Genomic DNA, 23,062 nt, shown 5'->3' on the forward strand with positions numbered 1-23,062 from the left:
GCAAGTCACCCGACTTGCTTTTTCTATTCTCCTAATAATTTTAAAATATCTTCAACAAGAGCACACGCTGGACAATCACAATATTGCGCACCTTGTGATTGAATTTCCTGACTATGAGCCACAATACTATTGGCTGTTTCCAATCCAAAATAATCCTGACCAGCTTTTGAACTGGCAAAAGCAATTAAATTTTCAATTGGCATAATATCTTCTTTCATTTCAGCTACATATTTTTTTGTCATCATAGATTCATTTTCACTACCAATTGACTCTAACCATTCTTTTGCAACATCCTTTAATTCTTGACAACATGTAGGTGCTTTTAATAATTCATGCGTTTTTTCAATGACTTCATTTAACATATCTATATGCCTCCTTTATTCTATTTTACACCAATTTTATAAAGAAAACATCTTAAGAATGCACTAATTGATAAAAGTCTTTATAATCAATATCTAAATAGATATTATCTTCTATCTTTTCTAACTGTTCTTTATTGCAGTCTTTAATCCATTCAAGGTTTTCATTTGTAAATTTCTTAATTAAAATTTTCATAAGAGTTTCAATCTTTCCTTTAATTTTTCCACGTTTTTCTCCACGCTTCTCGCCTTCTTTTCTACCTCGCTTTTCTCCACGTTTTTCTGCTTTTTTGTTTTCTTCTTCTACAAGTTTTTTTAGTTCTTTACACATTTTTTTCTTGCCCCTTTCTGAATTTTTAAAATAACTCACTCTTTTTCTTAAGACTTTATAATGCATCTTGTCTGGATCTTCACACATTAAATCATGCATCAACAACCCTAATGGACTTTCATCCTGTATACTCGCATTTAAATAAATAATATGTAGCTTGTCTTTAAAAAGTGTTCCATCATCTTTATATCTGTCAATATATTGAATGATTTTTTTAGATCTTAAGACATCCTTTTCACATATGAAGATAACATACATTTCAGATAGCTTATGCCATTTTTGCTTGGGATAGGACTTACTGCTATCAAGTATACTGGCATGATATCTCGCTCTTAGAGGCGTAGCATTTTCTATGCTTCGCTCCATTTCAATATTGACAATCTTTCCATCACTAAGTGTAGCAACAATATCCATCCATATAGATCTACCTCCAAGATTCTTACGTTTATCTTCAGTTTTAAACTTTACGACTGAAACATCATCACCAAAGATAGTTTTAACCAAGAGCTCAACACATTTTTCGCTTCTAAACAAAACCTGCATGAACTCATTGTCAATAGGTCTAAGCTTTTCTAAAATATTTAAATATTCTTGATTCATTTTATCACCCCTTCTTTTAATTTTTATAGTTTCAATAATTTCAATATTTAAGGAATGATAAACAGGAATTAAATACCCTTCTATTATATATATACGCAAAAATTTTCGATTTTTCTTTTTATTTCTTTAAATAGTTTAAAAAACTTTCTTTTCAAGATAAATATAACACAATATTTGCTTATTGTAAATATTGTGAATTTAAAAAGGCCAATACATATCTATTGACCTTATCATGACTACAATTCTTTTTTCATATGAATGTGGGGACAAAACTCATCCATATATTCTTGACCATAAGCAACATAGCCGTTTTTTTCATAAAAAGTTTTAGCAACTACTTGTGCTGAAAGTGTAACTTTTTGATAACCTAATTCCTTTGCTTTCTTTTCTAATTCATGTAAAATATAGCTACCAAGATGTTTATTCCTTTTCTCTTTAATCACAGCAATTCTTCCAAAAACAAGAACCCCATCTTCATCATAGAAACGGGCACAACCTATTGGTGTTTGATAATCATAAGCGACTAGATGCCAACTTTGTTCATCTTGTTTATCAAATTCATTTTTAAACCCTTGTTCCTCAACAAAAACTTTTTCTCTAATCCTTTTTGCTTCATCAGGAAGCTTATAAAAAAATTGACAATTCATCTTTAATCTCCTTTGGAAAAAATATTTTTTGATCTGATTTAAAACGCTTTGAATTTAAAATAGCTGAAACAATTTCTGATTTCATAGGTAATGGGGAAAGACATCCTTCATTATCTAAAATTTCAATTTCACTTAATTCTCCACTTTCACCATAATGTAAATATGGAATCTGTTTTTGATTATCACTAACAATATAGTAATCAGGGTGATAACCATTCTTTTGGGCGATTTTTCTTATTAAATTTAAATCTTCTTGACTCTTTAATTGTGTATACTTAAATAAATGTCGATTTAAAAATCTTGACGCTAAATCGCTTAAAATAAAATCCTTTTCATGTGTAAATTCTTTAAAATAATACAAAACAACAGCTTCATCTAAATTCACAAAATCTTGAACAGTTAAACGATGTTCCAACATTGGCATCAAATAATGGAGTTTTGTTTGAAAAACATATCCCTTCGCATATAAGTCTTTTACCCTTTGAAAAATACTTTGTAAAAGATGTTCATAACTACGAGCAGTGGGATGATAATAAACCTGCCAATACATATGATAACGTGCTAAAATATAATTTTCAATCGCTTGTACTCCTGATTCCTTAAAAACTAAATTCCCATCTATTACTCGCATTGTACGCAATATACGTGACATATCAAATTGCCCATAAGTTGTTCCTGTCATATAAGAATCCCTTAATAAATAATCCATTCTATCAGCATCTAACTGACTAGATACCATCTGTATTAAAATACGATTAGGGTGTGTATGTGCAATAATAGATGCTACATCTTGAGGAAGTTCTTCATAAAAATCATAAAGAATATCATGGACTTCACTTTCTTCTAAAATCATACGAATTGTTATATCTTCATGATCATAATCAAAAACACCCTCAAAAGAATGTGAAAAAGGTCCATGTCCTATATCATGTAATAATCCAGCACACATCACACATAATTTATCATAATCACTTAAACATTCATCTAAACATTCTGTTTCCAGCATTTTTCTTACCACTTGGTAAACACCTAAAGAATGTGTAAAACGTGAATGTTCAGCACTCTGAAAAACTTGATAAGTCCCTCCTAATTGTTTGATTCTTCTTAAACGCTGAACTTCTTTAGAGTTAATTAAATACCAAATTAATAAATGATCCACATGAATATAATCATGAATCGCATCACGCAATACCCTTTTTTCATTCAATTCAATAGTTGTTAATTGAAAATTTTCTTTAAAAGTCATTCCTACACCCTCTTTCTACTTCTAGTTTAACACACAATAGTATTGTTGTTAAATAACAAAAAAAGTATAATGAAGAAAGAAGTGGAGGGAAAAGAAATGTTAAATGAAAAAGCATCAGAATTATTAAATGATCAAATTAACAAAGAGATATATTCAGCTTATTTGTATTTAGATTTTGCAAACTTCTATACTGCAAAGGGATTAGATGGTTTTACAAATTGATATCGTATCCAAGCTAAAGAAGAAATGGATCATGCAATTGGAATTATGAACTATCTTCAAAACAATGATTATGTTGTAACATTAGATGCTATCGATAAACCAGATAAAGAACTTAACGAATTAAGCGATTCTTTAAAATATGATTTAGAACACGAAAGATATGTGACTGATTTAATTCATACAATCTATAAAGCAGCTCATGAAGTTCATGATTATCGCACAATGAAATTCTTAGATTGGTATGTAGAAGAACAAGGTGAAGAAGAAAAGAATGCAAGTGATTTAATTAATAAATTCGAATTATTTGGCCATGATGCAAAAGTTCTTTACCAATTAAATAATGAATTAGGACAAAGAACATATACAGCATCTTCTATCCTTGCTGGTGAATAGAAATATTATAGATTTTATTTAAGCACACTCTTACTCAAGATGATTCTAAGCCTAGGTATTTTTTGAATATTCTGATTCATAAAATTTGGTATGTTCATTGTGATAGGTTACTTATTGAAAATCCCACTCTCACTCCTAGACGCATTTAAGATAAAAATAAGAAAAAGAGATTTCAAAATAGAAATCTCCTACAAAAACATTTTTAATTCTTCAATATATCTTTTAGAAATATCTTCAAAATCATTCATATATTTTTTAAATTGATTATCATGTTTCTCTTGATTAAAAAGATGCGTCATTGTCATGATAGATTGATTACAGCCTTCAATTAACATCTTCGCAATTTAAGAATCATTACTCATCATTGATTTCAATTCCACCATTGTTTCTAACATAAAAGATTACGAACTTCATCCTCAGTAGAATATTCATTCAATACCTTTTCTTTTAAATCTCCAAATTCCTTTCTCAAATGTAAAACAACATCTCTCATTTTTTCATCTTCAATTTTATCAATCAAATGATCAATAGAAATTAAACCCATATTTAAACCATTCAATAATTCCTTCATACATATATCCATTTTATCACCCATATAAGTATAACCTATTTCAACTCTTATATACTTAAATAATCTAATAAAATCCATCCAACCTGATTATCTTTAATCACATAAGCAAATCTATCAAAAATACCTAAAAGTTTCACACGTTCCCCTTGATAAGCAGTAATAATTGCATCAGTATAATCATCTAAACAATAAGTCCTTCCTTGTTTTTCATAAATAAATTCATTTTTAATATACATCTTTTGATCAGTATCTCTTTGATAACATAAACTAAATTGTTCTTCTTCCTTTAATACCTCTATTTCAAAATAAGGAAAATTAATTTTATGAGGTGTATGTTCTTTAGCAATAACATCTTGCACAACAGTATAATAAGGTAAAGGTTGCACATACTCCTCTTTATAAGTGATTTGTCCTTGATGACTTTCTATAATCAAATCATTAAGCTGTGAAATCTTTTTCACACCAACTCCACCATCAATACATATCATCTTCTTTTCTTCATCTATAATAATATGATTATCAATATGATGTTCATTATAATTAGAAGTAGGTAAATGTCCTACAACAACAATTTCATCTAAAAGATGACCTTGTTCATAAAAATGTTGCATTTCTAATAAAGATGACAACGAACTCTTCTTATAATCCTTACGTCTTTCAACACCAGCATGAACAAATAAAAATTGATTAAATTTTAAAGTTACAGGCAAATGAGAAATATAATCTCCTCCTCTTTTAAATACTCTGCAATTTTTCTTTGTATACCTAACATTGTTTCACTTCCATCAGCAAGATGAAGTTTTTGATAAGCTTCTCTAATACACCCATTACTTGAAACACGTTTTAAATATTTTGGTATTTCTCCTGCCAACTCTGGAATTGTTAACAATGCGTCAATTGCCCATTCACAATTTCCCATTAATACAAATGTTCTTTCATTTTCATCCAACTTTTTTATATAAGCAATTGTTTCTCTTACCTGATCTCCTTTTTCCACAAAGTCACCTAAAATAACAAGATAATCTTCTGGTGTATAATGCACCTTTTTTAATAAACTTCTTAATCTATCTAAATGTCCATGTATATCACTAATAACAATCAGACGATAATCATCATTAACTATCTTTTTTAAATGTTTTGGAGTTATCATCCTATCACTTCCTCATCTCTAGTATACATGATTTTTCTAAAAAGAAAATGCGATTATCTCGCATTTTTAAAGGTTTAATATTTTATTTTAAATATTTTAATAAATTTTCATTTAATATTTCAATATAAATCTTATTTTTAATTTTTTTACATTAAATATTAACATTAAGATTCTTTCTTTATTTTAAATAGTAAAATGAACCCTACTAATAAAGAAGTTAAAGAAAGCCCCGCTATCAAATAAATAGAAGTTTGATCACTAGTATTTACAGGTTTTTTTGATGTTGTGATATTATCATCAGTTCTCTTATGATTGCTTTGACTATTTGATGTCTTATCTTGATTTACTTGATTATTTGGCACTTTACTTTGATCAATTTGACCTTTTGATACTTTATCCTTATTGTCATCAAGATGAGGTTGTTTTACTAATAATGAAATAGCATTGTTAGCATATTCAATTGCATTATTAACTTGTTTAACTGTTGCTGTGTATGATTCGTCCATAATTTTTTCTAAATTACGTATAGCTACTTCAATATTAGCATAGCTTTCTTTTGTATATTTTGATTTATCGATTTGTTTTAGTTCTACTATTTTTTTAGCAACAGTATTTTTATCTCCTGATAAATTTAAGTTTTGATAGTTTTTTTGAATTTTAGTTATAAGTTCATTCTTTAAATTTTCATTTTTATCAATTAAGCTATCAAAAATACTTAAGTCTTTAATTGATAAATTTAATAATTCTAAACTCTTTGGTGTATATTTGTTAGTATCTAATGATTTAAATTTTGTCATCCATTCTTTTGTTATAGGATGAGCTTCAATTTTTATATTTTCTTTTTCAAATGATACTTCCTTAATAAGAATATCTTCAGCTTTATTATTTTCACCTGGTTTTAAATGTATTCTCATTTGTGAAGTTTCAATCGGTTTATCAAATGTTATAGTATTATTACCAACAAGTAATTGCTCAATTACACAAGCTTCAACCCATTGCCCATCTTTTAAATACTCAATATGAACATTTTCTGGCATCGGATTCCATTTATAAGCATTGATATTCATTGATTTGAAAGATAACTTATTACCAAAATCAAAATTCATTACTGTATCAATATTATTAATCTTATCATACCAAACATATGTATTATCATTTTTATCATAAATATTTTTTAAATCCCCATTACTTTTACTTCCTTGATCAGTTAATTTTGGTTGACTTAATGATGCAATAATCTCTTTTTGATATCCTCTAATAATATTTATTTGTTCTTTCACTTTTTCTTTTGGTGCGTCTTGATATATTAAATCATTCGCTTCACTTAAACTATTTTGATATTTTTCATAAATAGATTTTATTTCTAAGTATTGATTTGAATTATTATCTACATTTTTTAAACAAGCATCTAAAGAAATTGGATTTTTAATTAAATACATTAACTCTGTATATGCTGGATTAAATACTTGATGCCCTTCTTTTTCTAGCGCTTCAACACTAGCAAAGACTTTATTATTTAGATCACTCGCCATTTTATTTACAAATGGTAATAAACGTTTAGTACCAGATTCAACAATATCATCACCTTTTAAATTATGAACAACATAAGTAGCAGATCTAGCAAGAATATTATTTGCTATTTTAAAGTCATCCCAAATACTTTCATCAACATTTCCAGCTTCTAATTTTTTATAAATATTTAAAAATTGAATACTAGATTCACTAATATCTCTTAAAGAATTTAACCATGGTTCCATTTCACTTAATAATTTTTTATTATTAGCCTTAACTTTAAAATTATCAACACTTTGATTAATTGTTTGATATTTTTGAATTAACAGATCAGCTACTTTGCTAATATCTTTACCTTCTTTAAGACAACGATCAAACTCTTTAAAGATACCTACAAATTCTTCTGATTCAGGTAATACTTGAAACTCACTTGATGGATCACATAAATGCTTTGCAATTTCCTTTAATTCTTCACTTGCGTTTGTATCTATATATTTAAAACTATCAGACCAGGATTTATCACTATCAAAATCTTGAGTATTCCATGCATAATCAGCAATTGAGAATAATGATATTTTCGAAGCTTCTGCTTGTTGCATTGGATTCGTTACTACCCCATCTAGATGAGTAACGTTATTATCAACTACTGTTGCTGGAGACATAATCAAACGTTTGTTATTAATATCATTAACTGGCCAGTTCAACCAAAAGAAAGGATTGAAACCACCATCATTATTATGTTCAGTTAATTCTTTAAATTTATCTATTGTTTTTTGTTCTACTCTTCCTAAAACGACTTCACCAGTCCACATAATATGAATATCTTTAGGTAAGTCTTTTGTTAGTGTTGTTAAATAACCTTTACCCCAAGTTAAAAAACCAGTATTATAAATAGTTGGTACAAATATTAATTCTGTCTTATCTTTCTTTGTTTGTAACCATTTATAAACATCAGTTAGTAAACGACGATGATGCTCAGGATTAAACGAACCTGAAATATCATCAGCAGAAATTCCAAATTGACGAACACCAATGCTATATAATTGTTCTAATTTATTTTCAACATCTTTTAAATCTTTTTGATATTTTTCTTCATCTTTAAAATTAATAGCATCATTCATCAAAGGATGTATTGCCCAAGTAAATTCAACTTTAGTTTCTTTTCCTTTATTAACTAATTCCTTTAACATATTTAATTCCTTTTCAGGATATAATTCACGCCATTTTTGATTATGATAAGGATCATCTTTTGGAGCAAAAATATAAGTATTCATTTTAAATTGACCTCCAAATTCCATTAATGATTGACGATCTTGATGTGACCATGGAATCCCATAATAACCTTCAATAAATCCTCTTAATTTAGAATCTGCATAGTCTTCAATACTTAAATTTCTAACTGTCTTATTCGCACTTTGATCAAAAATTTCATCTAAAGTTCCTAGACAATAATAAACACTATCACTATCATCACCTAATATTCCAATTACATCATTATCTACTTCTAAATAATGAGAATCTTTTTTCAAATAACTTATCATTAATATCATCATAATATTGATCTACAAATCCATTAGAATCATGAGTTCCTAACAAAACATTAGTTTTATCTTTAATAATCTTTTGACTCACTTGGTATTTCAAATCATGTTCTTTTAATATTTTTTCAATTTTCATTTTCGTTACATGATCAATCGATTTTTCTAAAACTAAATTCACATCTTTTAGTTTACTCATTGTATTTTGATAAACTATTTTTTGGGGATTTGGATGTAAATTATAAGTTGGTAAATTGGCTGCATTAACTTGTGTCAAGCCCCCAGATAGCACGCTTAAGGTCATTACCCCAGCCAGCATTGATTTTAATACATAATTGCTTTTTTCATTCTTTTTCCTCCTCAAATATTGGGTATTGTTTTAAAACGCAAAAAGACCAATGCAGTAAGTAGACTTACTACATTGGTCTTGCGCTTTAGCTAACAATCCGACTATTACTTTATCATACTTTTTAAAATATGTAAACGCTTAATTTATAAAAATAAATCATTTTCTTGGTATTTTACCATCATTTCATAAATTATAGAAGTTTTTTCATTAGTAAATAGTTTTATTGTATTATCATTTTGCATAATCACATAGCAAGACGATAATTGTTCAATAATCTTTTTATCAATTAAAACATCATCTAAGATATCTACTATAATATAATTATACTTTTTTCAATATCTAGTAAATTTTCATCTCCAGAAATAGCCTTCATAAATTTTTCTACAAATAACTTATTATCAACAACCTGAGGTTCAATCAAATGAATGACTTCCTTATTAATTTGATATTTATAAACAATATAAAATACTAATATCATTGTACTTATAATAGCCAATAATAAATTATTACTAGCGAATAAGCATAGATAAAATGGAATACCTAACAATCCTAATAATTTAAGATCATAAACTAATAGAAAATAAAAGATTGCTAATGGTTCCTTTAAACAAAATGATAAAACTAATATAAATTGCATCATTAATTTTGTTTTAAAATGAAAACCACTTTTAAAAACTACAATAACTAAAGGAACAACGACTGGTAACATAGCTAAATAAAGAAATAATTGGGAATATGAATTAGACAAAACATAGTTATATTGAAATAAGCTCATTTTAGCTAAATGAGATACTATGGACACCATATGATTATTAAAAACATACTTAATAATTTCTAATAATTTTATCACTAGTGGTGTTGTCATTAATAAAACTCCAAAATATATCAAACCAAAAAATGCTCCCATTATAGCTACCGCTATTTTGTAATAAGCTAAATGATTGCTATGAATCATTATCTTTTTTACACATTTATCAAGTTTCACTATAATTATTGCTAAAATCAACGCATGAATTCCACATCCAAACCACTCAAATACTTCATTAAAATTAATTTGTTGAAAGTACATATTTTGTGTCATATTAAACTTATCAAACAAATCAGAAATTACAAAATATCCCAAACTCGTACTTAGAAACAATAATAAAAAATCTTCTTCATCTTTTAGCCATAGTCCAATAATAACAAAAGGAATAATTAGAATCAAAATCAATGATAAAATATGGAACGGAACAGAAAACCAAAAATAATCTTGTAAACACAAATACACTTGATAACATCCATCACTTAATAATACAATTGGCGCTAGCAACAATATTATATTAGCAATCTTTTTGAAGGTTTTTGATTTTATAATAGTAATCATCAACATCACTTCCAATCACCAAAATAATACAATTATTCATCTTTTTAACATCCAAATATCCTTGATTTTTCAAACAATCTATATCAACAATTTTCATATTTTTAATGAAAAAATGCAACCTTGTTGTACAAGCATAATAATCTTCTAAATTAGTAAAACCTCCAAGTGATTCAATAGTTTGATGAACATCAATTTCATTTTTAGATTCTTGACTCAATGTTGGCATAAAATAACTAAAAGAAATATAATATAATACTGCCATAATTATACCAATTCCCAAAATAGCCAAAGGATAATGAGCAAGTGGCATCGAACATCCAAGTAAATAATCAATTAAACCCGCACTAAATCCAAATCCCACCGTAATTCTTAAACGAGCACATAAAAACATACTTAATCCCGACAATAAACAATGAATGAAATAAAGCATTGGAATTTGACTAATAAAAGTAAATTCTAAAGGTTCACTGATTCCATTTAAAAAAGAAGAAAGGGACGCTGTTTTTAAAAAATGCTTACTTATTTGACCATCATTTTTACGATATATTGCTAAACTTGCTGCTGGTAATCCAAACATAAATATTGGAAAATAGCCTGCTTGGTACATCCCCGTCACACCTAGAGTTCCAGTAGAATTCCAAAAATTGCTCATATCGTTAATCCCAATAATATCAAACCAAAATATAGAATTGAGAGGATGATGCAAGCCAAAAGGAATAAGTAATCGATTTAAAAAACCATATATACCTGCACCTATTGGTCCCATTTTGCTTAACAAACAACCTAAATTATAAAGAAGTGAATATATAAATGGCCATAAAAGCAATAACACGAACGATAACAACACCGCCATAATAAAAGTAATTAATAATATTTTCAGAGTATTAATTGTCTGATTAATAAAATCAACATATGCAGAATAAACCCGATTATAAATACTTGCTGAAAGTATGCCTGTCAAAATACCAACAAACTGATTATTAATATAGAAAAATGATTCAATGGGTATATTTATATTTAAATAATCTACAAAACTAGAAATAACATGATAATTTATTAAATAAATAATAGTTGTATAACTCACAACACCCAAAATTCCTGCTACATAATTTTTTTCTCTAGCAAAATAATAAGCAATACAAACAGAAAAAATTAATGGTAAATTATCTACAAAAATAGATCCACTTGATTGAATTAAAAATCCTATAAACTTAACCAACTGATAATGCGATTTATGACACAATTGTCCTAAACTCATAAAAATAGTAATCACTGGAAAAATTTGCAAAGGTATCAATAGGGCCTGTCCAATTCTTTTTAAAAAACTCATATCTTTAAAATCCTATTTAAATGAATTGTTAAATATAAAAGTTCATCATCATTTAAATGATACTGATAACGATTTTCTATAAATTCTTTAATCTTATTTAAACATTTTTTTAAGACAGGAGATGTTTCAGTAAATGTTTTATAATCAATTAAAGTGTCTTCTTTAGTTTCTACTTGACCCAATATTTTACGTCCTAAAAATTTTAAATGAATCATCAATCTTGAATACTGAGGTGTATCATGTGGTATGTCAGCACCTAAACACTCTTCTATAATCCTAATAATATAACGTGAAAACACTAAAATTTTAGTTGATTCTATATCTTTTCCCTCTGTTGCATTGATTAAATGTATAGCAATATACGCTGCTTCTCCAATTCCTAATTTAACATCGGTATATTTATAAATTAATTTTATTGACCATAATCCCACTTTATATTCATCAGGATACAAACTTCTAATTTCATCCAACATTAAATTAGGTAAAGGAATTCCTTGCTTTTTTCTTTCAACTGCATAATAAATATGATCAGTCAAAGTAATCACTAACCAATCACGAAATAGACGATTTAAGGATATTTGTGCTTTTTTTATGATTGATTCACTAATTTGAAAAAATAAATAAGGACAATTTTGCATTAAATCAATGAATTGTAATTTGCGACGATCAGAAAAAACATAGACCTTTTCAACCTCACTACGATTAACTTTATTACCCACATGTTTTTGAAAAGCGATACCAGTCCCAATCGCAATCACATCTTGACCATCTATACATGTTCCTATCGTATTATGATTATATATTTTTAATATTTCCAACTTATCCATAACTATCTCCTATCCAAATGATAAAAAACAAAAAACACAAACAATCCACATCATATGTCACAATAATTTTTTTATTTTATCACAATTTATATCCATATTCTATACATTCACCACCAAACAATCCTTCAAATATCATTTCTTTTATTAAGTAGAATAATTCACTTGTTTATCCATTATTACTCATTTCACTTACTTATATGAAAATTAAAATTTCAATTCGTATATTATAATCTAAAATAGTTTATAAAAGGAATCACTATTTTGAATAGTCATTCCTCATTTTTATACAAAAATATTATTTATTTTGAATATAGACAATCGCTTCATATGCTTTTAATTTTGCTTTTTGATGTACATCATAGTTTGAAATCAAAATTTCAGCACTATCCAATAAATCTTCTTCATCACATACTACTTCTTTATCAGTAAAATTACAATAAACCACAAGTTCTTGATTATCCATTAAACGTTTATATGCAAAAATATGTTCATCATCTTTACAAATTTCTTCATAACTTCTTTAAATTAAAATATCATATTCTTTTCTAAGTTGAATGAGTTTTTGATAAGTGTAGAAAATAGATTTTGGGTCATTCAATTCTTCTTTAGCATTAATCTCTTTATAATTAGAATTAACCATAATCCATGGTTTTCCTCAAATACACCTTCAAAAGAATGTGAAAAAGGACCATGACCAATATCATGCAATAAGCCAGCACACATGACACAAAGTTTATCATAATCATTAAGTACTTTATCTAACGGTTCCATTTCTAGCATACGTCGAACAACTTGATAAACGCCTAAAGAATGAACAAATCGTGAGTGTTCAGCACTTTGAAAAACCTGATAAGTTCCTCCTAGTTGTTTAATTCTACGTAAACGTTGCATTTCCTGTGAGTTTATTAAACGCCAAATGACCAGATGATCAACATGAATATAATCATGAATAGCATCTCTAATCACTCTTTTTTCATTCAACTCAATAGACTTTAAACAAAAGCTTTCTGGAAAATACATAGTCTCACCTTCTTATCACTATTTTAACAAATTTTTCCTAATAAAGTCCATAATATCCTATCACAAAGATTGTTTTTCTATATGTTCAGGTATATAATATCTTTATAAGGAGGACGAAAAAAATGTTAGATCAAAAAGTCGCTGATTTATTAAATGATCAAATCAATAAAGAAATGTATTCTGCATACTTATATTTAGATTTTGCTAATTTTTATGCCTATAAAGGGTTAAATGGTTATGCCAACTGGTATAATATTCAGGCTAAAGAGGAAATGGATCATGCGGTAGGTATTCTTCAATATTTACAAGACAATGATTATCAAGTCACACTTCAAGCTATTGATAAACCAGATAAAGAATTGACTCATCTTGATGATCCATTAAAATATGGTTTAGAACATGAAAAATATGTTACAAGTTTAATCCATATCATCTATGATGCAGCTTATGAAGTTAAAGATTATCGCACAATGAAATTTTTAGACTGGTATGTTTCTGAACAAGGTGAAGAAGAAAAAATGCATCTGATTTATTGACACAATTTGAATTATTTGGTCATGATCCTAAATCACTTTATTCTTTAAATAATGAATTAGCCCAAAGAACATATACACAAGCTTCTATTTTAAATGCTGATTAAAGACCGAAAGGTCTTTTTTTCGTCATCAGTTTGTTTATAATAAAGTATAAGGAGGAAGATTATGTACACAAAAATTAATGAAGCTTATGAATACATTCGTTCACGTTATAGTGAAAAAATTGATATTGCGATTATCTTGGGATCAGGATTGGGACCACTTGCCGATGAAATTGAAAATCCTATCATTATAGATTATCAAGATATTCCTCATTTCCCTGTATCAACAATTCCTGGTCATGAAGGAAAACTTTATATCGGAACAATTGAAGGAAAAACTGTCTGTGCTATGAAAGGACGTTTCCATTATTATGAAGGACATGATATGGAGATAGTCACTTTACCAATTCGTGTTTTTGCAAAACTTGGTATTCCTTATTTATTTGTTACAAATGCTTGTGGTGGCATTAGAGAAGATTTAAATCCTGGTCAAATTACTTTAATTTCTGATCACATTGGATTTATGGCACCAAGTCCCTTACGTGGTCCTAACTTAGATGAATTTGGTCCACGTTTTAAAGATATGACTGAAGTTTATTCAAAACAATTACAAAACATTGCTAAAGAAGCTGCGAAAAAAACAAATGTTCAACTTAAAGAAGGTGTGTATTGTTTCTTTAAAGGTCCAATGTTTGAAACACCTGCTGAAATTCGTGCTTTAAAAGCAATTGGTGCTGACATGGTTGGAATGTCAACAGTTCCTGAAGCCATTGTGGCTAGGCATTCTGGTATGACAACACTTGGTATTTCCCTTGTCACAAATAAAGCTGCTGGTTTAAGTAATGGTGAATTAAACCACCAAGAAGTCATGGAAGCTGCTAATCAAGCTGAAATCAATCTTGTAAAACTTGTTAAACAAATTATTCAAGATATGTCAAAAAACGATGAGTAACATAAACTCATCGTTTTTCATTATCCTTAAAAACCGGATAGAAAGCTTGATAAGTTTTTATCAAACCAGTTTGAAAAGGAGTATATTCTAGATGTAATTGTTGAACTATTTTTTGTCCATCGTAATATTCCATTTCTTCTAAAGACAATGGATAAGGCAAAGGATATTGTAATTGCAAGGCTTCTTCAATAGAATGTTCTTCTATTTTGATATCAGGCTGACAGAGTTGTAAGATTTGATTGATTGAATCATAAGTAATCATTTCCCCACTCACAACATTATAAATCTCATTATAAGCTTTCTTTACAATGACTTTTTCGATGGCTTGAACAACATCTTCCACATAAACCATTTGAAATGGAAATGGTGCATCATGCAAAGAAAATAATGGCAATCCTTTAACAACCCTTTCTATTAACAATGATTCTCTGGGAGCATAATTGAAAGGTCCATAAATATTTCCAGGTCTTAAAATGGTATAAGGCATCTGATATTGGTTAGACATCTTTATAAGTTCTTGTTCTAAAAGAACTTTTCCAGTGATATATTCACCAGCCTCTCCTGCAAAATGACGTGTTTCTAAAGGATGTTCTTCAGTTTTATTGATACCTGTTTGACGTTGATAAACATCCACTGTACTAATGAAAACATAATGACGAAATCGTCCAGAAAAAGATTCTATGACTGTTTGAATATCACCAGGCTGATAGGCACAAAAATCAATCACAACATCATAATCTTCCTTTGGTAATTGTTGCCAGGAACTTTTATCATGACGATCAAAAACATATGCTTTTACATCATAATCTGCCATCGTATAATGGCCTCGATTGACAAGTGTACAATTCCATTTTTTCGCAAAACTCATTGTACAAAGACGTCCTAAAAATAACTTCCACCAATGATTAATACCTTCATCTTATTCCCTCCTTTTTTCTATTATATAGAAAAACCACTATAGGTACAACTTATATGCCTATAATGGTAAATCACGCTTTTGAAAAATCCATTGTCCTAAAATAAAACATATCAATGCTCCAAGACATAAAATACCTAATATTTCACCTTCGTATATCTCAAAACTTATATCAAAAACACCACGATGATATCCATAATCCTTTGTAAGATGAGTGACACTTATCATCTTCTATCTTCCCCATCTCTTTATAATAGACTTGCCACCAAAGGTGCTAAAAAGACCGTTAAAATTCCTGCAACAACGATGGATAAACTACTCATAGCTCCTTCAATTTCACCAAACTCTAAAGCTTTAGCTGTTCCAATCGCATGTGCACTATTGCCACATGCCAACCCCACAGCAATAGGATGATGAATATGAAATATGCGTAAAATACTTTTAGCAATCATAGCTCCAAAAATACCTGTCATAATAACAATCCCCACTGTCATTGTAGCATTTCCATGTATCAATTGAGATATTCCCATAGCAATAGCAGTTGTTATTGATTTTGGTAACATTGACAACAAAAGGACATCACTGGCACCAAGCAATATACACAAAAGAACAACACAAATCATACCTGCAAGACATCCACTCAAAATACTTAATAAAATTGCATCCAAATGTTTTATCAATATCTGGCTTTGTTTATATAAAGGAACTGCTAAACAAACAGTAGATGGTGTCAATAAAAAACTAATATATTGTCCACCTTCGTTATATGTCTCAAAATCAATATCAAAAATAACTAATATCACAATAGAAAAAAAGCACTCATCAATAATGGATTCAAAAGAGGATAATTCCATTTCTTTCGTATCTCTACAGCCAACCAATAAGTCAACAAACTTAAAACAATTCCAAAATAAGCTGTATTCATCAATAAATCATTCATGTTCCTTTCTTTCCTTTCTTTCAATCATATATTGTGCAACTTTTCCCGTTGTCACCATTACAACAATGGTACTTATAACCAAAACAATACAAATAATCAATAAATCGTTGAATAACTGTTGTCCAACATTCATTAAACTGACTGCTGCAGGAACAAATAAAACCGGCATAATTAATATCAACCAATCAGCAACATCTTCTATATCCTTTAATCTTACGATACCTGTAAATAAGCACATGAGTAAAATAACTAAACCATATACACTTGCAGGAACAGGTAATGGTAATAAATAGCTTAAAAGTTCCCCTATAAATGAAATCAGCATAATAATAAAAAACTGATGAATATACTTCATAATCTCCCTCCATTTTTCCTCATTATATCATGATTTTTTATAAATAGAATAGAAAACTCAAATGTAAATGTTTTCAAGCGTTTTGTTTTCTCTTGCATTGACATATATACATCCCATTTATAAAAAAAGTAATCTCTAAAAAATGAGAGATTACAATTTCTTTTAAAGAAATGGTTTCAATTCAGTGATATACTTTTGTGATATTTTTTCAAACTCATCTGTATATTGTTTCACTTTTTGATCCACATGTTCTTCCTTATTTAATAAATGTGTCATGGTCATGACTGATTGATTACTTCCTTCTATAAGCATTTTGGTTATTTTAGCATCATCGGTTAATAAGGTTTTCATTTCAATCATAGATTCTAACATCATTTTGTTTTTAATATGATCTTCTGCTTGTGGATAATCTTGTGTTATCTTATTTTTTAAATCACCATAAGCTTTTCTTTGATGTAAAACAATATCACGCAAGTGAGAATCTTCAATTTTATCAATCAAATGATCAATCGCAAGAAGTCCCATATTTAAACCATTTAATAATTCTTCAATACATGTTTCATTCATTTTTATCACCTATATAAGTATGGTACTATTTTATATATCTATACATTTTAATTCAATCCAACCCACTTCACCTTGATGAATAACATAAGCATATTGATCATAAATGCCAATGATTTTAACCATATCACCTTGTTTCACTGAAATAAAATTGTCTGTATAATCATCTAAACAATAAGTTTGGTTGTCTCTCGTATATAAAAATTCATTTTTGATTTTTAAATGTTGATGTGTTTCTTTTTGATAACATTCACTAAATTGTTCACCATATTTCATAACATCTACCTCAAAATAAGGATAGGCAATCTTATGTTTGATTGTTCGTGATGATTGGACATCATATAAAACTTGATGATAAGGGAGTGGCTGAACATAATCTTGTGCGTAATGAATGACACCATCTTTAGATTCAATAATTAAAGCATTTAATTGTGAAATAGCTTTGACTCCAGTTCCGCCATCAACACAAATAATCTTTTTCTCTTTATCAATAATGACATCATTGCATATTTGATCAACATAATAATTAGATGTTGGTAAATGTCCCACAACAACAATTTCATCTAAAAGATGTCCTTGTTCATAAAAATATTTCATTTCTAACAGCGATGATAAAGAACTGTTTTGATAATCTTTGCGTTTTTCAATACCGGCATGAACAAATAAAAATTGATTCCACTTTAATGTCACCGGTAAATGAGAAATAAAAGCAAGTTCATCATGTAAATAATCAGCAATTTGTTTTTGAACGCCTAACATCGTTTCATGTCCTTGATCAAGGTGTAAACGATGATAGACTTCTCGAATACAGCCATTACTTGAAACACGTTTAAAATAGCCCTGAATCTGATTTGCTAATTCAGGTATTGTCAACAAAGCATCTAAAGCCCATTCACAATTTCCCATTAATACAAAAACACGCTCACGTTTAGCAAGTTCTTGAATATAGTGAATTGTTTCAATGACCTGATCGCCTTTTTCTACAAAATCTCCCAATATGACAAGAAAATCTTGTGGTGTGTATTTGACTTTTCTAAGTAATGCTTGAAATCTATCCAAATGTCCATGTATATCACTGATGACAATCATTCTATAGTCATCTTTATATTTTTTCACTAAATGTCGTGGGGTTATCATTGTATCATCTCACTTTTTTTATTGTATCATAATTCATAAAAAAAGATACTCTTTATTTTGAAGAGTACCTTTCATCCTTTATCATATTTTCATATTCTTTTCTTCCTAATAAATAAGCACCATATTCAGGAGGATAGATAGGTGAACCTAAATGACAATGAAGATCAGATAAATATTTTTGAAGAGGTTTTAAGATATAGTCCTGTGCTTGAAATACACCGCCAATATAAGAAACTACAAAAGGCTTTTTAAAGTTTTTAGCAAGTGTATGGATGAATAAAGAAAGATGATAAGCAGCCTGATGATAAATTTCAATAGCATGAGGATCATTTGCCTGAGCCAAAAAATAATTCACTTTAGCAAGTTTTGCGATTTCTTTTCTTTCATTTGACAATGAATGACGATATGAAATGATATCATAGTCATCTTCTAATTGACACACTTTCTTTACTTGATCATAAAGTTGCGTTTGAGCAATACGTCCATCTACTTGTTGACAATATTTTTGAATAAGTTGATTACCAATCCAAAAAGCACTGCCTTCATCGCCTAGCTGATAGCCCCATCCTCCACATCTTTTCGTTTGTCCATTTTGATAAGAATAAGCAATCGAACCAGTTCCTGCAATCACGACAATACCATTTTGACCATTCAAAGCCCCCATCATCGCAATCTGTACATCATTATATAAACGATATTGATAACCATCAAAAGCCTTTTGACAAATAGTTTCAATTTTTCTTCTTAATTTTTCCTGATTTCCATAACCTGCTAATCCTGCCACAATAAAAGCATTATGCATAGGGGCTAATCTTTCAACATTTTTTCGTAGAATCTCTATACATTTTTGATAATCCTGTGTTAAAACATGCACCGATTCATCTACCGTTTCTTTCAACAGATGTCCATCTTCATCATAAAGAACAAACTTTGTTTTTGTGCCACCACCATCAATTCCTATATACAACATGTTGACTCCTTTATTTCTCTAAGTCTAAATTTCTGCCATGGCTTTATATAGTCTAAAATCATGATTTCTTCATCTTTTATACGTCCTACAACGTTAGACATTCCACTATTTTTCATATCTTTTAAAGCAATTTGTAATTCTCCTGCATAATGACCATACTCACTACTTTCTATCACAATATCACCTTTATGTATGATTTCAGGTGTATGAAGCACATCAAAATGATAACCTTTATATTTGACTCGACTTTGGGTTGAACGAATCATATATTCATTGATATCGCCACGATGAAAATGAAGTTCTTCAAATAATATTTTCTTTTCTATTTTAGGTAGTTCAATCAATGATTGAACATCAAAAGTCACTAACTGACAATCTAAATCCTTTAATTCAGCTAATTCCTGTGCAGATGGATAACAATTTGAAATAATAATATCATCAACCATATTTAAAGTAATCATATGTTTGATTTGTGTTATTAATGATAATTCTCTATGCATTTCTAATGTAGGTAATCCATTCGTTACAGGCCATGAACCAAAAGTCTTTTTATTTTGACTTGTCACAAATGCAGCCGTACGCAAACCATATTTTTTAAAACGTTGGCTACATTGAATAAAATACTCTAAAGATAATCCACTATATCTATGTGGATAAAAATTATGACAACCTAACAATTGATATTGATTAGGTTGATAATCCATAATCGTATCGATTGTATGAACATCATTACTCATATTAATTTCTATTTTTAAATGATAAGGGTTATAAGTCATCAAAGCTTCTTCATTACCTGAAAAACCAGCATCTAAACGTAAACCATCAGCTCCAATTTCCTTAAAAAAGATAATTCTTGGTAACTGATTCCTAATTTTTGAAAAACACGTGGCGAGACATCAACGATAATTTCAAATCCTTTTTCTTTGGCATATAAGTTAATATCTTTAAAATCTTCAATAATTTCTTCTTTACTTTTTTCTACTGATAATAAACAAGAAAAAATACGTGAAAAACCTAATTTTGACATTTGATCAATATAATTTTTAATTTCTTCTTTTGTTGATTTTTCAGGGTATATAGATATTCCTAATCTTCTCATGATATTTCCTCCTCAACTTTAAGATATTGATCATACTTTAAGAAGAATGGCAAATAAGATAACAAAGATAAAATAATCAATCCTATAATATAAATGATAGTTATCATATGACCGTCAGTTGCCCATAATCCTCCTATTATTGATGGTAAAACCCAAGGTGCAATCAATACACTATAATGAAGATATCCTTGAGCCATCAGTAAATATGTAACCAGAGCACACAATAAAGGCGTTACAAAAAAAGGAATTTTCATATAATGATTTTCTACCACTGGAACACCAAATAAAATGGGTTCATTGACATTTAATAAACTGCCTTGAAATGAATCATTCCCTAATTTTTTTAAAGTATGACTTTTCGCAAAAAAACGACACAAAAGAGTCAGACCTAATGTTGTTCCTGAACCACCAATCCATACAAACCATTGATAAAAACCTTCTACCCCTATATAATGGGGTGTTTGACCATTTAATAAGCACATAAAATTAATCATAATCATCTGCATCCAAAAAGGACGGATGATGGCTCCTAATATGGATACCGCATGGATACCTGTATACCAAAAATAACATGTGATAAAGACGATCAATAATACTCCCGCTAATGAAGAAACAAAATTCATAAAGAAATAAAATACATATATAAGATAAGGCATATAAAAATTTTGAAGATATACACATATGCTAACCAATATGAAAGCAACAAAAAATGGAATGAGCTGAATAAAATATTGAGTGAGAATGGTTGGCAAAAAAGAAATTTTTATTTGCCAGTGCACTATACGATATAAACATTCCAAAATCAACATATTGCAAATGAATAATGGAAAAGTATACTGTAAAGTATCTTCCATGGAATGACTATATATAACCATAAAACAAAGCAATAATGTCATCAGTACATTTTGTGATACTGTCATATTTCTAAGTCGAGTATAATGGATTGTATAAAAAACATTAATGAAAACACAATAAAGGAAAGCAACCATCATCATAAAGAGATTGATAAATGGTAAATTGAATATTTTTTGAATAAAGTATAGAATTCCCATACAAATCATGTATGGTACAAAATCAGCATATGTCAATTTAATAGATTGGAAATAGATATTCTCACTTAATCGATGAATATAATCACTCATATACATATCCTCCTTTAAATAAATAACAGACTGAAAACAGTCTGTTATTCTTGAATTGCTTTTTTACAAAGCCCTGATTTTTTTCTAGTCTTTCTTGAGCTTCTTCTACACTACAATTTAATAATATTTTGATAATCGCTGTTTTCACTTGTCTATCACATTCTTCAAAAGCCTGTTGTGCTACTGTATAATCACAACCAGTTGCTTCCATGATAATACGCTTACTTCTTTCAACCAGTTTCTCATTTGATGGTTTTAAATCTACCATCAAATTTTGATATGTTTTACCAATTCCAACCATAGATGCTGTTGACAACATATTTAAAACGAGTTTTTGAGCTGTTCCAGCTTTCAAACGTGTCGAACCAGTAATAACTTCAGCACCTAAATCCATATCTATCGCAAGATGTGCGACTTTTCCTATCTCACTGTTGGGATTGCAAGCAATACTAATCGTATAAGCCCCAATCTCATTGGCTTGTTTTAAAGCACCAATTGTATGTGGTGTTCTTCCACTTGCTGCTATTCCTACAACAACATCCTTATCAGTAATTCCTGCTGCTAAGATTTCTTTTTTACCATCTTCTTCATGATCTTCAGCACCTTCTTTAGCTTTCACAAAAGCCGATGTTCCTCCTGCAATGATGCCATTGATTTCATCTGTTGTACTAAAAGTGGGCGGACATTCTACTGCATCAAGAATTCCTAAACGTCCACTTGTCCCACTCCCCACATAGAAAAGTTTTCCTCCTTGTTGAAGAGAATGAATAATCATTTGTACAGCTTTTTCAATCAGTGGCAAAACTTCTTGAACACGTAAAGGAACTAAAGTATCCTCTTCATTCATAACTGTCAAAAATTCATGGATGCTCATATCATCAAGATTCATTGTTTTTAGATTTCTACTTTCTGTCACCAAATGAGAAATATTTATTTTATTCATCACAAT

Annotated in this window: 31 protein-coding genes and 1 pseudogene; 4 read left to right on the forward strand and 28 right to left on the reverse strand. The window is 28.9% G+C overall.

Annotated features, from left to right (window positions below; all coding sequences use genetic code 11):
- Positions 1-23: 23 nt before the first annotated feature.
- From NMU03_RS02650 to NMU03_RS02665, 4 genes are all read right to left on the reverse strand, one after another.
- Complete coding sequence (locus NMU03_RS02650; RefSeq protein ID WP_290141060.1) at positions 24-362, reverse strand: molecular chaperone Hsp90; 339 nt, start codon at positions 360-362, stop codon at positions 24-26.
- A gap of 52 nt (positions 363-414) precedes the next feature.
- Entirely contained in the window at positions 415-1,290 is an 876-nt protein-coding gene (locus NMU03_RS02655; protein WP_290141061.1) for a PD-(D/E)XK nuclease family transposase, read from the reverse strand.
- Between the two features lie 236 nt (positions 1,291-1,526).
- The gene (locus NMU03_RS02660; protein ID WP_290141063.1) at positions 1,527-1,937 is read right to left on the reverse strand and encodes a GNAT family N-acetyltransferase; all 411 of its coding nucleotides are present in this window, start codon (positions 1,935-1,937) and stop codon (positions 1,527-1,529) included.
- Positions 1,915-3,183 carry an HD domain-containing protein gene (locus tag NMU03_RS02665; RefSeq protein ID WP_290141065.1) on the reverse strand — a complete coding sequence of 423 codons (1,269 nt, stop codon included), beginning with the start codon at positions 3,181-3,183 and terminating at the stop codon, positions 1,915-1,917. Before NMU03_RS02665 ends, NMU03_RS02660 begins: the two co-directional genes overlap by 23 nt.
- Positions 3,184-3,279: 96 nt before the next feature.
- Between NMU03_RS02665 and NMU03_RS17975 the strand changes: the two genes are divergently transcribed.
- A complete protein-coding gene (locus NMU03_RS17975; RefSeq protein WP_435372926.1) occupies positions 3,280-3,405 on the forward strand; it encodes a ferritin-like domain-containing protein in 126 nt (41 codons plus the stop codon).
- Positions 3,406-3,411: 6 nt separating this feature from the next.
- Positions 3,412-3,798, forward strand: coding sequence for a ferritin (locus NMU03_RS02670; RefSeq protein WP_435372942.1), 387 nt, complete (start codon positions 3,412-3,414; stop codon positions 3,796-3,798).
- A gap of 188 nt (positions 3,799-3,986) precedes the next feature.
- Here NMU03_RS02670 and NMU03_RS02675 read toward each other — a convergent pair whose 3' ends face one another.
- The 12 genes from NMU03_RS02675 to NMU03_RS02725 form a co-directional block, all read right to left on the reverse strand.
- The gene (locus NMU03_RS02675) at positions 3,987-4,133 is read right to left on the reverse strand and encodes a hypothetical protein (protein WP_290141066.1); all 147 of its coding nucleotides are present in this window, start codon (positions 4,131-4,133) and stop codon (positions 3,987-3,989) included.
- Positions 4,134-4,186: 53 nt separating this feature from the next.
- Positions 4,187-4,393, reverse strand: a complete 207-nt coding sequence (locus NMU03_RS02680; protein ID WP_290141067.1) for a hypothetical protein — start codon at positions 4,391-4,393, stop codon at positions 4,187-4,189.
- A gap of 23 nt (positions 4,394-4,416) precedes the next feature.
- The gene (locus tag NMU03_RS02685) at positions 4,417-5,079 is read right to left on the reverse strand and encodes a hypothetical protein (RefSeq protein ID WP_290141069.1); all 663 of its coding nucleotides are present in this window, start codon (positions 5,077-5,079) and stop codon (positions 4,417-4,419) included.
- Entirely contained in the window at positions 5,070-5,519 is a 450-nt protein-coding gene (locus NMU03_RS02690) for a metallophosphoesterase (protein ID WP_290141071.1), read from the reverse strand. The genes NMU03_RS02685 and NMU03_RS02690 overlap by 10 nt, the downstream gene beginning before the upstream one ends.
- Positions 5,520-5,683: 164 nt before the next feature.
- Positions 5,684-8,560 carry a glycoside hydrolase family 84 protein gene (locus NMU03_RS02695; RefSeq protein WP_290141073.1) on the reverse strand — a complete coding sequence of 959 codons (2,877 nt, stop codon included), beginning with the start codon at positions 8,558-8,560 and terminating at the stop codon, positions 5,684-5,686.
- Positions 8,526-8,846, reverse strand: coding sequence for a hypothetical protein (locus NMU03_RS02700; protein ID WP_290141075.1), 321 nt, complete (start codon positions 8,844-8,846; stop codon positions 8,526-8,528). Before NMU03_RS02700 ends, NMU03_RS02695 begins: the two co-directional genes overlap by 35 nt.
- 382 nt (positions 8,847-9,228) lie before the next feature.
- Positions 9,229-10,284 (reverse strand): hypothetical protein, encoded by a 1,056-nt coding sequence (locus tag NMU03_RS02705; RefSeq protein ID WP_290141077.1) that lies wholly within the window; start codon positions 10,282-10,284, stop codon positions 9,229-9,231.
- Positions 10,241-11,614: a PTS transporter subunit EIIC gene (locus NMU03_RS02710; RefSeq protein WP_290141078.1), complete on the reverse strand. Its 1,374-nt coding sequence runs from the start codon at positions 11,612-11,614 to the stop codon at positions 10,241-10,243. The genes NMU03_RS02705 and NMU03_RS02710 overlap by 44 nt, the downstream gene beginning before the upstream one ends.
- Positions 11,611-12,441: a PRD domain-containing protein gene (locus NMU03_RS02715; RefSeq protein WP_290141091.1), complete on the reverse strand. Its 831-nt coding sequence runs from the start codon at positions 12,439-12,441 to the stop codon at positions 11,611-11,613. The genes NMU03_RS02710 and NMU03_RS02715 overlap by 4 nt, the downstream gene beginning before the upstream one ends.
- 295 nt (positions 12,442-12,736) lie before the next feature.
- Positions 12,737-12,904, reverse strand: coding sequence for a hypothetical protein (locus tag NMU03_RS02720; protein WP_290141093.1), 168 nt, complete (start codon positions 12,902-12,904; stop codon positions 12,737-12,739).
- Positions 12,905-12,961: 57 nt separating this feature from the next.
- Complete coding sequence (locus tag NMU03_RS17980) at positions 12,962-13,081, reverse strand: alpha-amylase family glycosyl hydrolase (protein ID WP_435372927.1); 120 nt, start codon at positions 13,079-13,081, stop codon at positions 12,962-12,964.
- Positions 13,036-13,461, reverse strand: a complete 426-nt coding sequence (locus NMU03_RS02725) for an HD domain-containing protein (protein ID WP_435372928.1) — start codon at positions 13,459-13,461, stop codon at positions 13,036-13,038. Before NMU03_RS02725 ends, NMU03_RS17980 begins: the two co-directional genes overlap by 46 nt.
- Positions 13,462-13,583: 122 nt before the next feature.
- Between NMU03_RS02725 and NMU03_RS02730 the strand changes: the two genes are divergently transcribed.
- Both NMU03_RS02730 and NMU03_RS02735 read left to right on the forward strand, forming a co-directional pair.
- Positions 13,584-13,997 (forward strand): ferritin, encoded by a 414-nt coding sequence (locus tag NMU03_RS02730; protein ID WP_435372929.1) that lies wholly within the window; start codon positions 13,584-13,586, stop codon positions 13,995-13,997.
- Positions 13,998-14,162: 165 nt separating this feature from the next.
- A complete protein-coding gene (locus NMU03_RS02735) occupies positions 14,163-14,990 on the forward strand; it encodes a purine-nucleoside phosphorylase (protein WP_290141095.1) in 828 nt (275 codons plus the stop codon).
- A gap of 7 nt (positions 14,991-14,997) precedes the next feature.
- Here NMU03_RS02735 and NMU03_RS02740 read toward each other — a convergent pair whose 3' ends face one another.
- From NMU03_RS02740 to murQ, 12 genes and pseudogenes are all read right to left on the reverse strand, one after another.
- The gene (locus NMU03_RS02740) at positions 14,998-15,858 is read right to left on the reverse strand and encodes an NAD-dependent epimerase/dehydratase family protein (RefSeq protein WP_290141097.1); all 861 of its coding nucleotides are present in this window, start codon (positions 15,856-15,858) and stop codon (positions 14,998-15,000) included.
- Positions 15,859-15,966: 108 nt separating this feature from the next.
- Positions 15,967-16,134, reverse strand: a complete 168-nt coding sequence (locus NMU03_RS02745) for a hypothetical protein (protein WP_290141099.1) — start codon at positions 16,132-16,134, stop codon at positions 15,967-15,969.
- 20 nt (positions 16,135-16,154) lie between these two features.
- Positions 16,155-16,709: an LrgB family protein gene (locus NMU03_RS02750; protein WP_290141101.1), complete on the reverse strand. Its 555-nt coding sequence runs from the start codon at positions 16,707-16,709 to the stop codon at positions 16,155-16,157.
- Complete coding sequence (locus tag NMU03_RS02755) at positions 16,706-16,846, reverse strand: hypothetical protein (protein WP_290141102.1); 141 nt, start codon at positions 16,844-16,846, stop codon at positions 16,706-16,708. The genes NMU03_RS02750 and NMU03_RS02755 overlap by 4 nt, the downstream gene beginning before the upstream one ends.
- Positions 16,839-17,201 (reverse strand): CidA/LrgA family protein, encoded by a 363-nt coding sequence (locus NMU03_RS02760; protein ID WP_290141103.1) that lies wholly within the window; start codon positions 17,199-17,201, stop codon positions 16,839-16,841. The genes NMU03_RS02755 and NMU03_RS02760 overlap by 8 nt, the downstream gene beginning before the upstream one ends.
- A gap of 162 nt (positions 17,202-17,363) precedes the next feature.
- Entirely contained in the window at positions 17,364-17,768 is a 405-nt protein-coding gene (locus NMU03_RS02765; protein ID WP_290141105.1) for a hypothetical protein, read from the reverse strand.
- Positions 17,769-17,798: 30 nt separating this feature from the next.
- Complete coding sequence (locus NMU03_RS02770) at positions 17,799-18,902, reverse strand: metallophosphoesterase (protein ID WP_290141106.1); 1,104 nt, start codon at positions 18,900-18,902, stop codon at positions 17,799-17,801.
- Positions 18,903-18,954: 52 nt separating this feature from the next.
- Positions 18,955-19,872 (reverse strand): N-acetylglucosamine kinase, encoded by a 918-nt coding sequence (locus NMU03_RS02775; protein ID WP_290141107.1) that lies wholly within the window; start codon positions 19,870-19,872, stop codon positions 18,955-18,957.
- The gene (locus NMU03_RS17515) at positions 19,860-20,333 is read right to left on the reverse strand and encodes a phospho-sugar glycosidase domain-containing protein (protein WP_353956672.1); all 474 of its coding nucleotides are present in this window, start codon (positions 20,331-20,333) and stop codon (positions 19,860-19,862) included. The genes NMU03_RS02775 and NMU03_RS17515 overlap by 13 nt, the downstream gene beginning before the upstream one ends.
- Positions 20,316-20,971: pseudogene (locus tag NMU03_RS17520) on the reverse strand (MupG family TIM beta-alpha barrel fold protein); the annotation flags it as partial. The gene NMU03_RS17515 and the pseudogene NMU03_RS17520, both read right to left, overlap by 18 nt.
- The gene (locus NMU03_RS02790) at positions 20,968-22,113 is read right to left on the reverse strand and encodes a PTS transporter subunit EIIC (RefSeq protein ID WP_290141111.1); all 1,146 of its coding nucleotides are present in this window, start codon (positions 22,111-22,113) and stop codon (positions 20,968-20,970) included. The gene NMU03_RS02790 and the pseudogene NMU03_RS17520, both read right to left, overlap by 4 nt.
- Entirely contained in the window at positions 22,106-23,056 is a 951-nt protein-coding gene (gene murQ, locus NMU03_RS02795) for an N-acetylmuramic acid 6-phosphate etherase (RefSeq protein WP_290141112.1), read from the reverse strand. Before murQ ends, NMU03_RS02790 begins: the two co-directional genes overlap by 8 nt.
- Between the last annotated feature and the right edge of the window lie 6 nt (positions 23,057-23,062).

It is taken from the genome of Allocoprobacillus halotolerans (genome assembly GCF_024399475.1).
Taxonomy (GTDB): Bacteria; Bacillota_I; Bacilli_A; order Erysipelotrichales; family Coprobacillaceae; genus Allocoprobacillus; species Allocoprobacillus halotolerans.

Coding starts and splice junctions, on each gene's coding strand:
- NMU03_RS02650 (WP_290141060.1), bottom strand. CDS start 362: ATGTTAAATGAAGTCATTGAAAAAACGCATGAATTATTAAAAGCACCT.
- NMU03_RS02655 (WP_290141061.1), bottom strand. CDS start 1,290: ATGAATCAAGAATATTTAAATATTTTAGAAAAGCTTAGACCTATTGAC.
- NMU03_RS02660 (WP_290141063.1), bottom strand. CDS start 1,937: ATGAATTGTCAATTTTTTTATAAGCTTCCTGATGAAGCAAAAAGGATT.
- NMU03_RS02665 (WP_290141065.1), bottom strand. CDS start 3,183: ATGACTTTTAAAGAAAATTTTCAATTAACAACTATTGAATTGAATGAA.
- NMU03_RS17975 (WP_435372926.1), top strand. CDS start 3,280: ATGTTAAATGAAAAAGCATCAGAATTATTAAATGATCAAATTAACAAA.
- NMU03_RS02675 (WP_290141066.1), bottom strand. CDS start 4,133: ATGTTAATTGAAGGCTGTAATCAATCTATCATGACAATGACGCATCTT.
- NMU03_RS02680 (WP_290141067.1), bottom strand. CDS start 4,393: ATGGGTGATAAAATGGATATATGTATGAAGGAATTATTGAATGGTTTA.
- NMU03_RS02690 (WP_290141071.1), bottom strand. CDS start 5,519: ATGATAACTCCAAAACATTTAAAAAAGATAGTTAATGATGATTATCGT.
- NMU03_RS02705 (WP_290141077.1), bottom strand. CDS start 10,284: ATGATTACTATTATAAAATCAAAAACCTTCAAAAAGATTGCTAATATA.
- NMU03_RS02710 (WP_290141078.1), bottom strand. CDS start 11,614: ATGAGTTTTTTAAAAAGAATTGGACAGGCCCTATTGATACCTTTGCAA.
- NMU03_RS02715 (WP_290141091.1), bottom strand. CDS start 12,441: ATGGATAAGTTGGAAATATTAAAAATATATAATCATAATACGATAGGA.
- NMU03_RS02720 (WP_290141093.1), bottom strand. CDS start 12,904: ATGGATAATCAAGAACTTGTGGTTTATTGTAATTTTACTGATAAAGAA.
- NMU03_RS17980 (WP_435372927.1), bottom strand. CDS start 13,081: ATGGTTAATTCTAATTATAAAGAGATTAATGCTAAAGAAGAATTGAAT.
- NMU03_RS02725 (WP_435372928.1), bottom strand. CDS start 13,461: ATGTATTTTCCAGAAAGCTTTTGTTTAAAGTCTATTGAGTTGAATGAA.
- NMU03_RS02730 (WP_435372929.1), top strand. CDS start 13,584: ATGTTAGATCAAAAAGTCGCTGATTTATTAAATGATCAAATCAATAAA.
- NMU03_RS02735 (WP_290141095.1), top strand. CDS start 14,163: ATGTACACAAAAATTAATGAAGCTTATGAATACATTCGTTCACGTTAT.
- NMU03_RS02740 (WP_290141097.1), bottom strand. CDS start 15,858: ATGAGTTTTGCGAAAAAATGGAATTGTACACTTGTCAATCGAGGCCAT.
- NMU03_RS02745 (WP_290141099.1), bottom strand. CDS start 16,134: ATGATAAGTGTCACTCATCTTACAAAGGATTATGGATATCATCGTGGT.
- NMU03_RS02755 (WP_290141102.1), bottom strand. CDS start 16,846: ATGAATGATTTATTGATGAATACAGCTTATTTTGGAATTGTTTTAAGT.
- NMU03_RS02760 (WP_290141103.1), bottom strand. CDS start 17,201: ATGAAGTATATTCATCAGTTTTTTATTATTATGCTGATTTCATTTATA.
- NMU03_RS02765 (WP_290141105.1), bottom strand. CDS start 17,768: ATGAATGAAACATGTATTGAAGAATTATTAAATGGTTTAAATATGGGA.
- NMU03_RS02770 (WP_290141106.1), bottom strand. CDS start 18,902: ATGATAACCCCACGACATTTAGTGAAAAAATATAAAGATGACTATAGA.
- NMU03_RS02775 (WP_290141107.1), bottom strand. CDS start 19,872: ATGTTGTATATAGGAATTGATGGTGGTGGCACAAAAACAAAGTTTGTT.
- NMU03_RS17515 (WP_353956672.1), bottom strand. CDS start 20,333: ATGATTACTTTAAATATGGTTGATGATATTATTATTTCAAATTGTTAT.
- NMU03_RS02790 (WP_290141111.1), bottom strand. CDS start 22,113: ATGAGTGATTATATTCATCGATTAAGTGAGAATATCTATTTCCAATCT.
- murQ (WP_290141112.1), bottom strand. CDS start 23,056: ATGAATAAAATAAATATTTCTCATTTGGTGACAGAAAGTAGAAATCTA.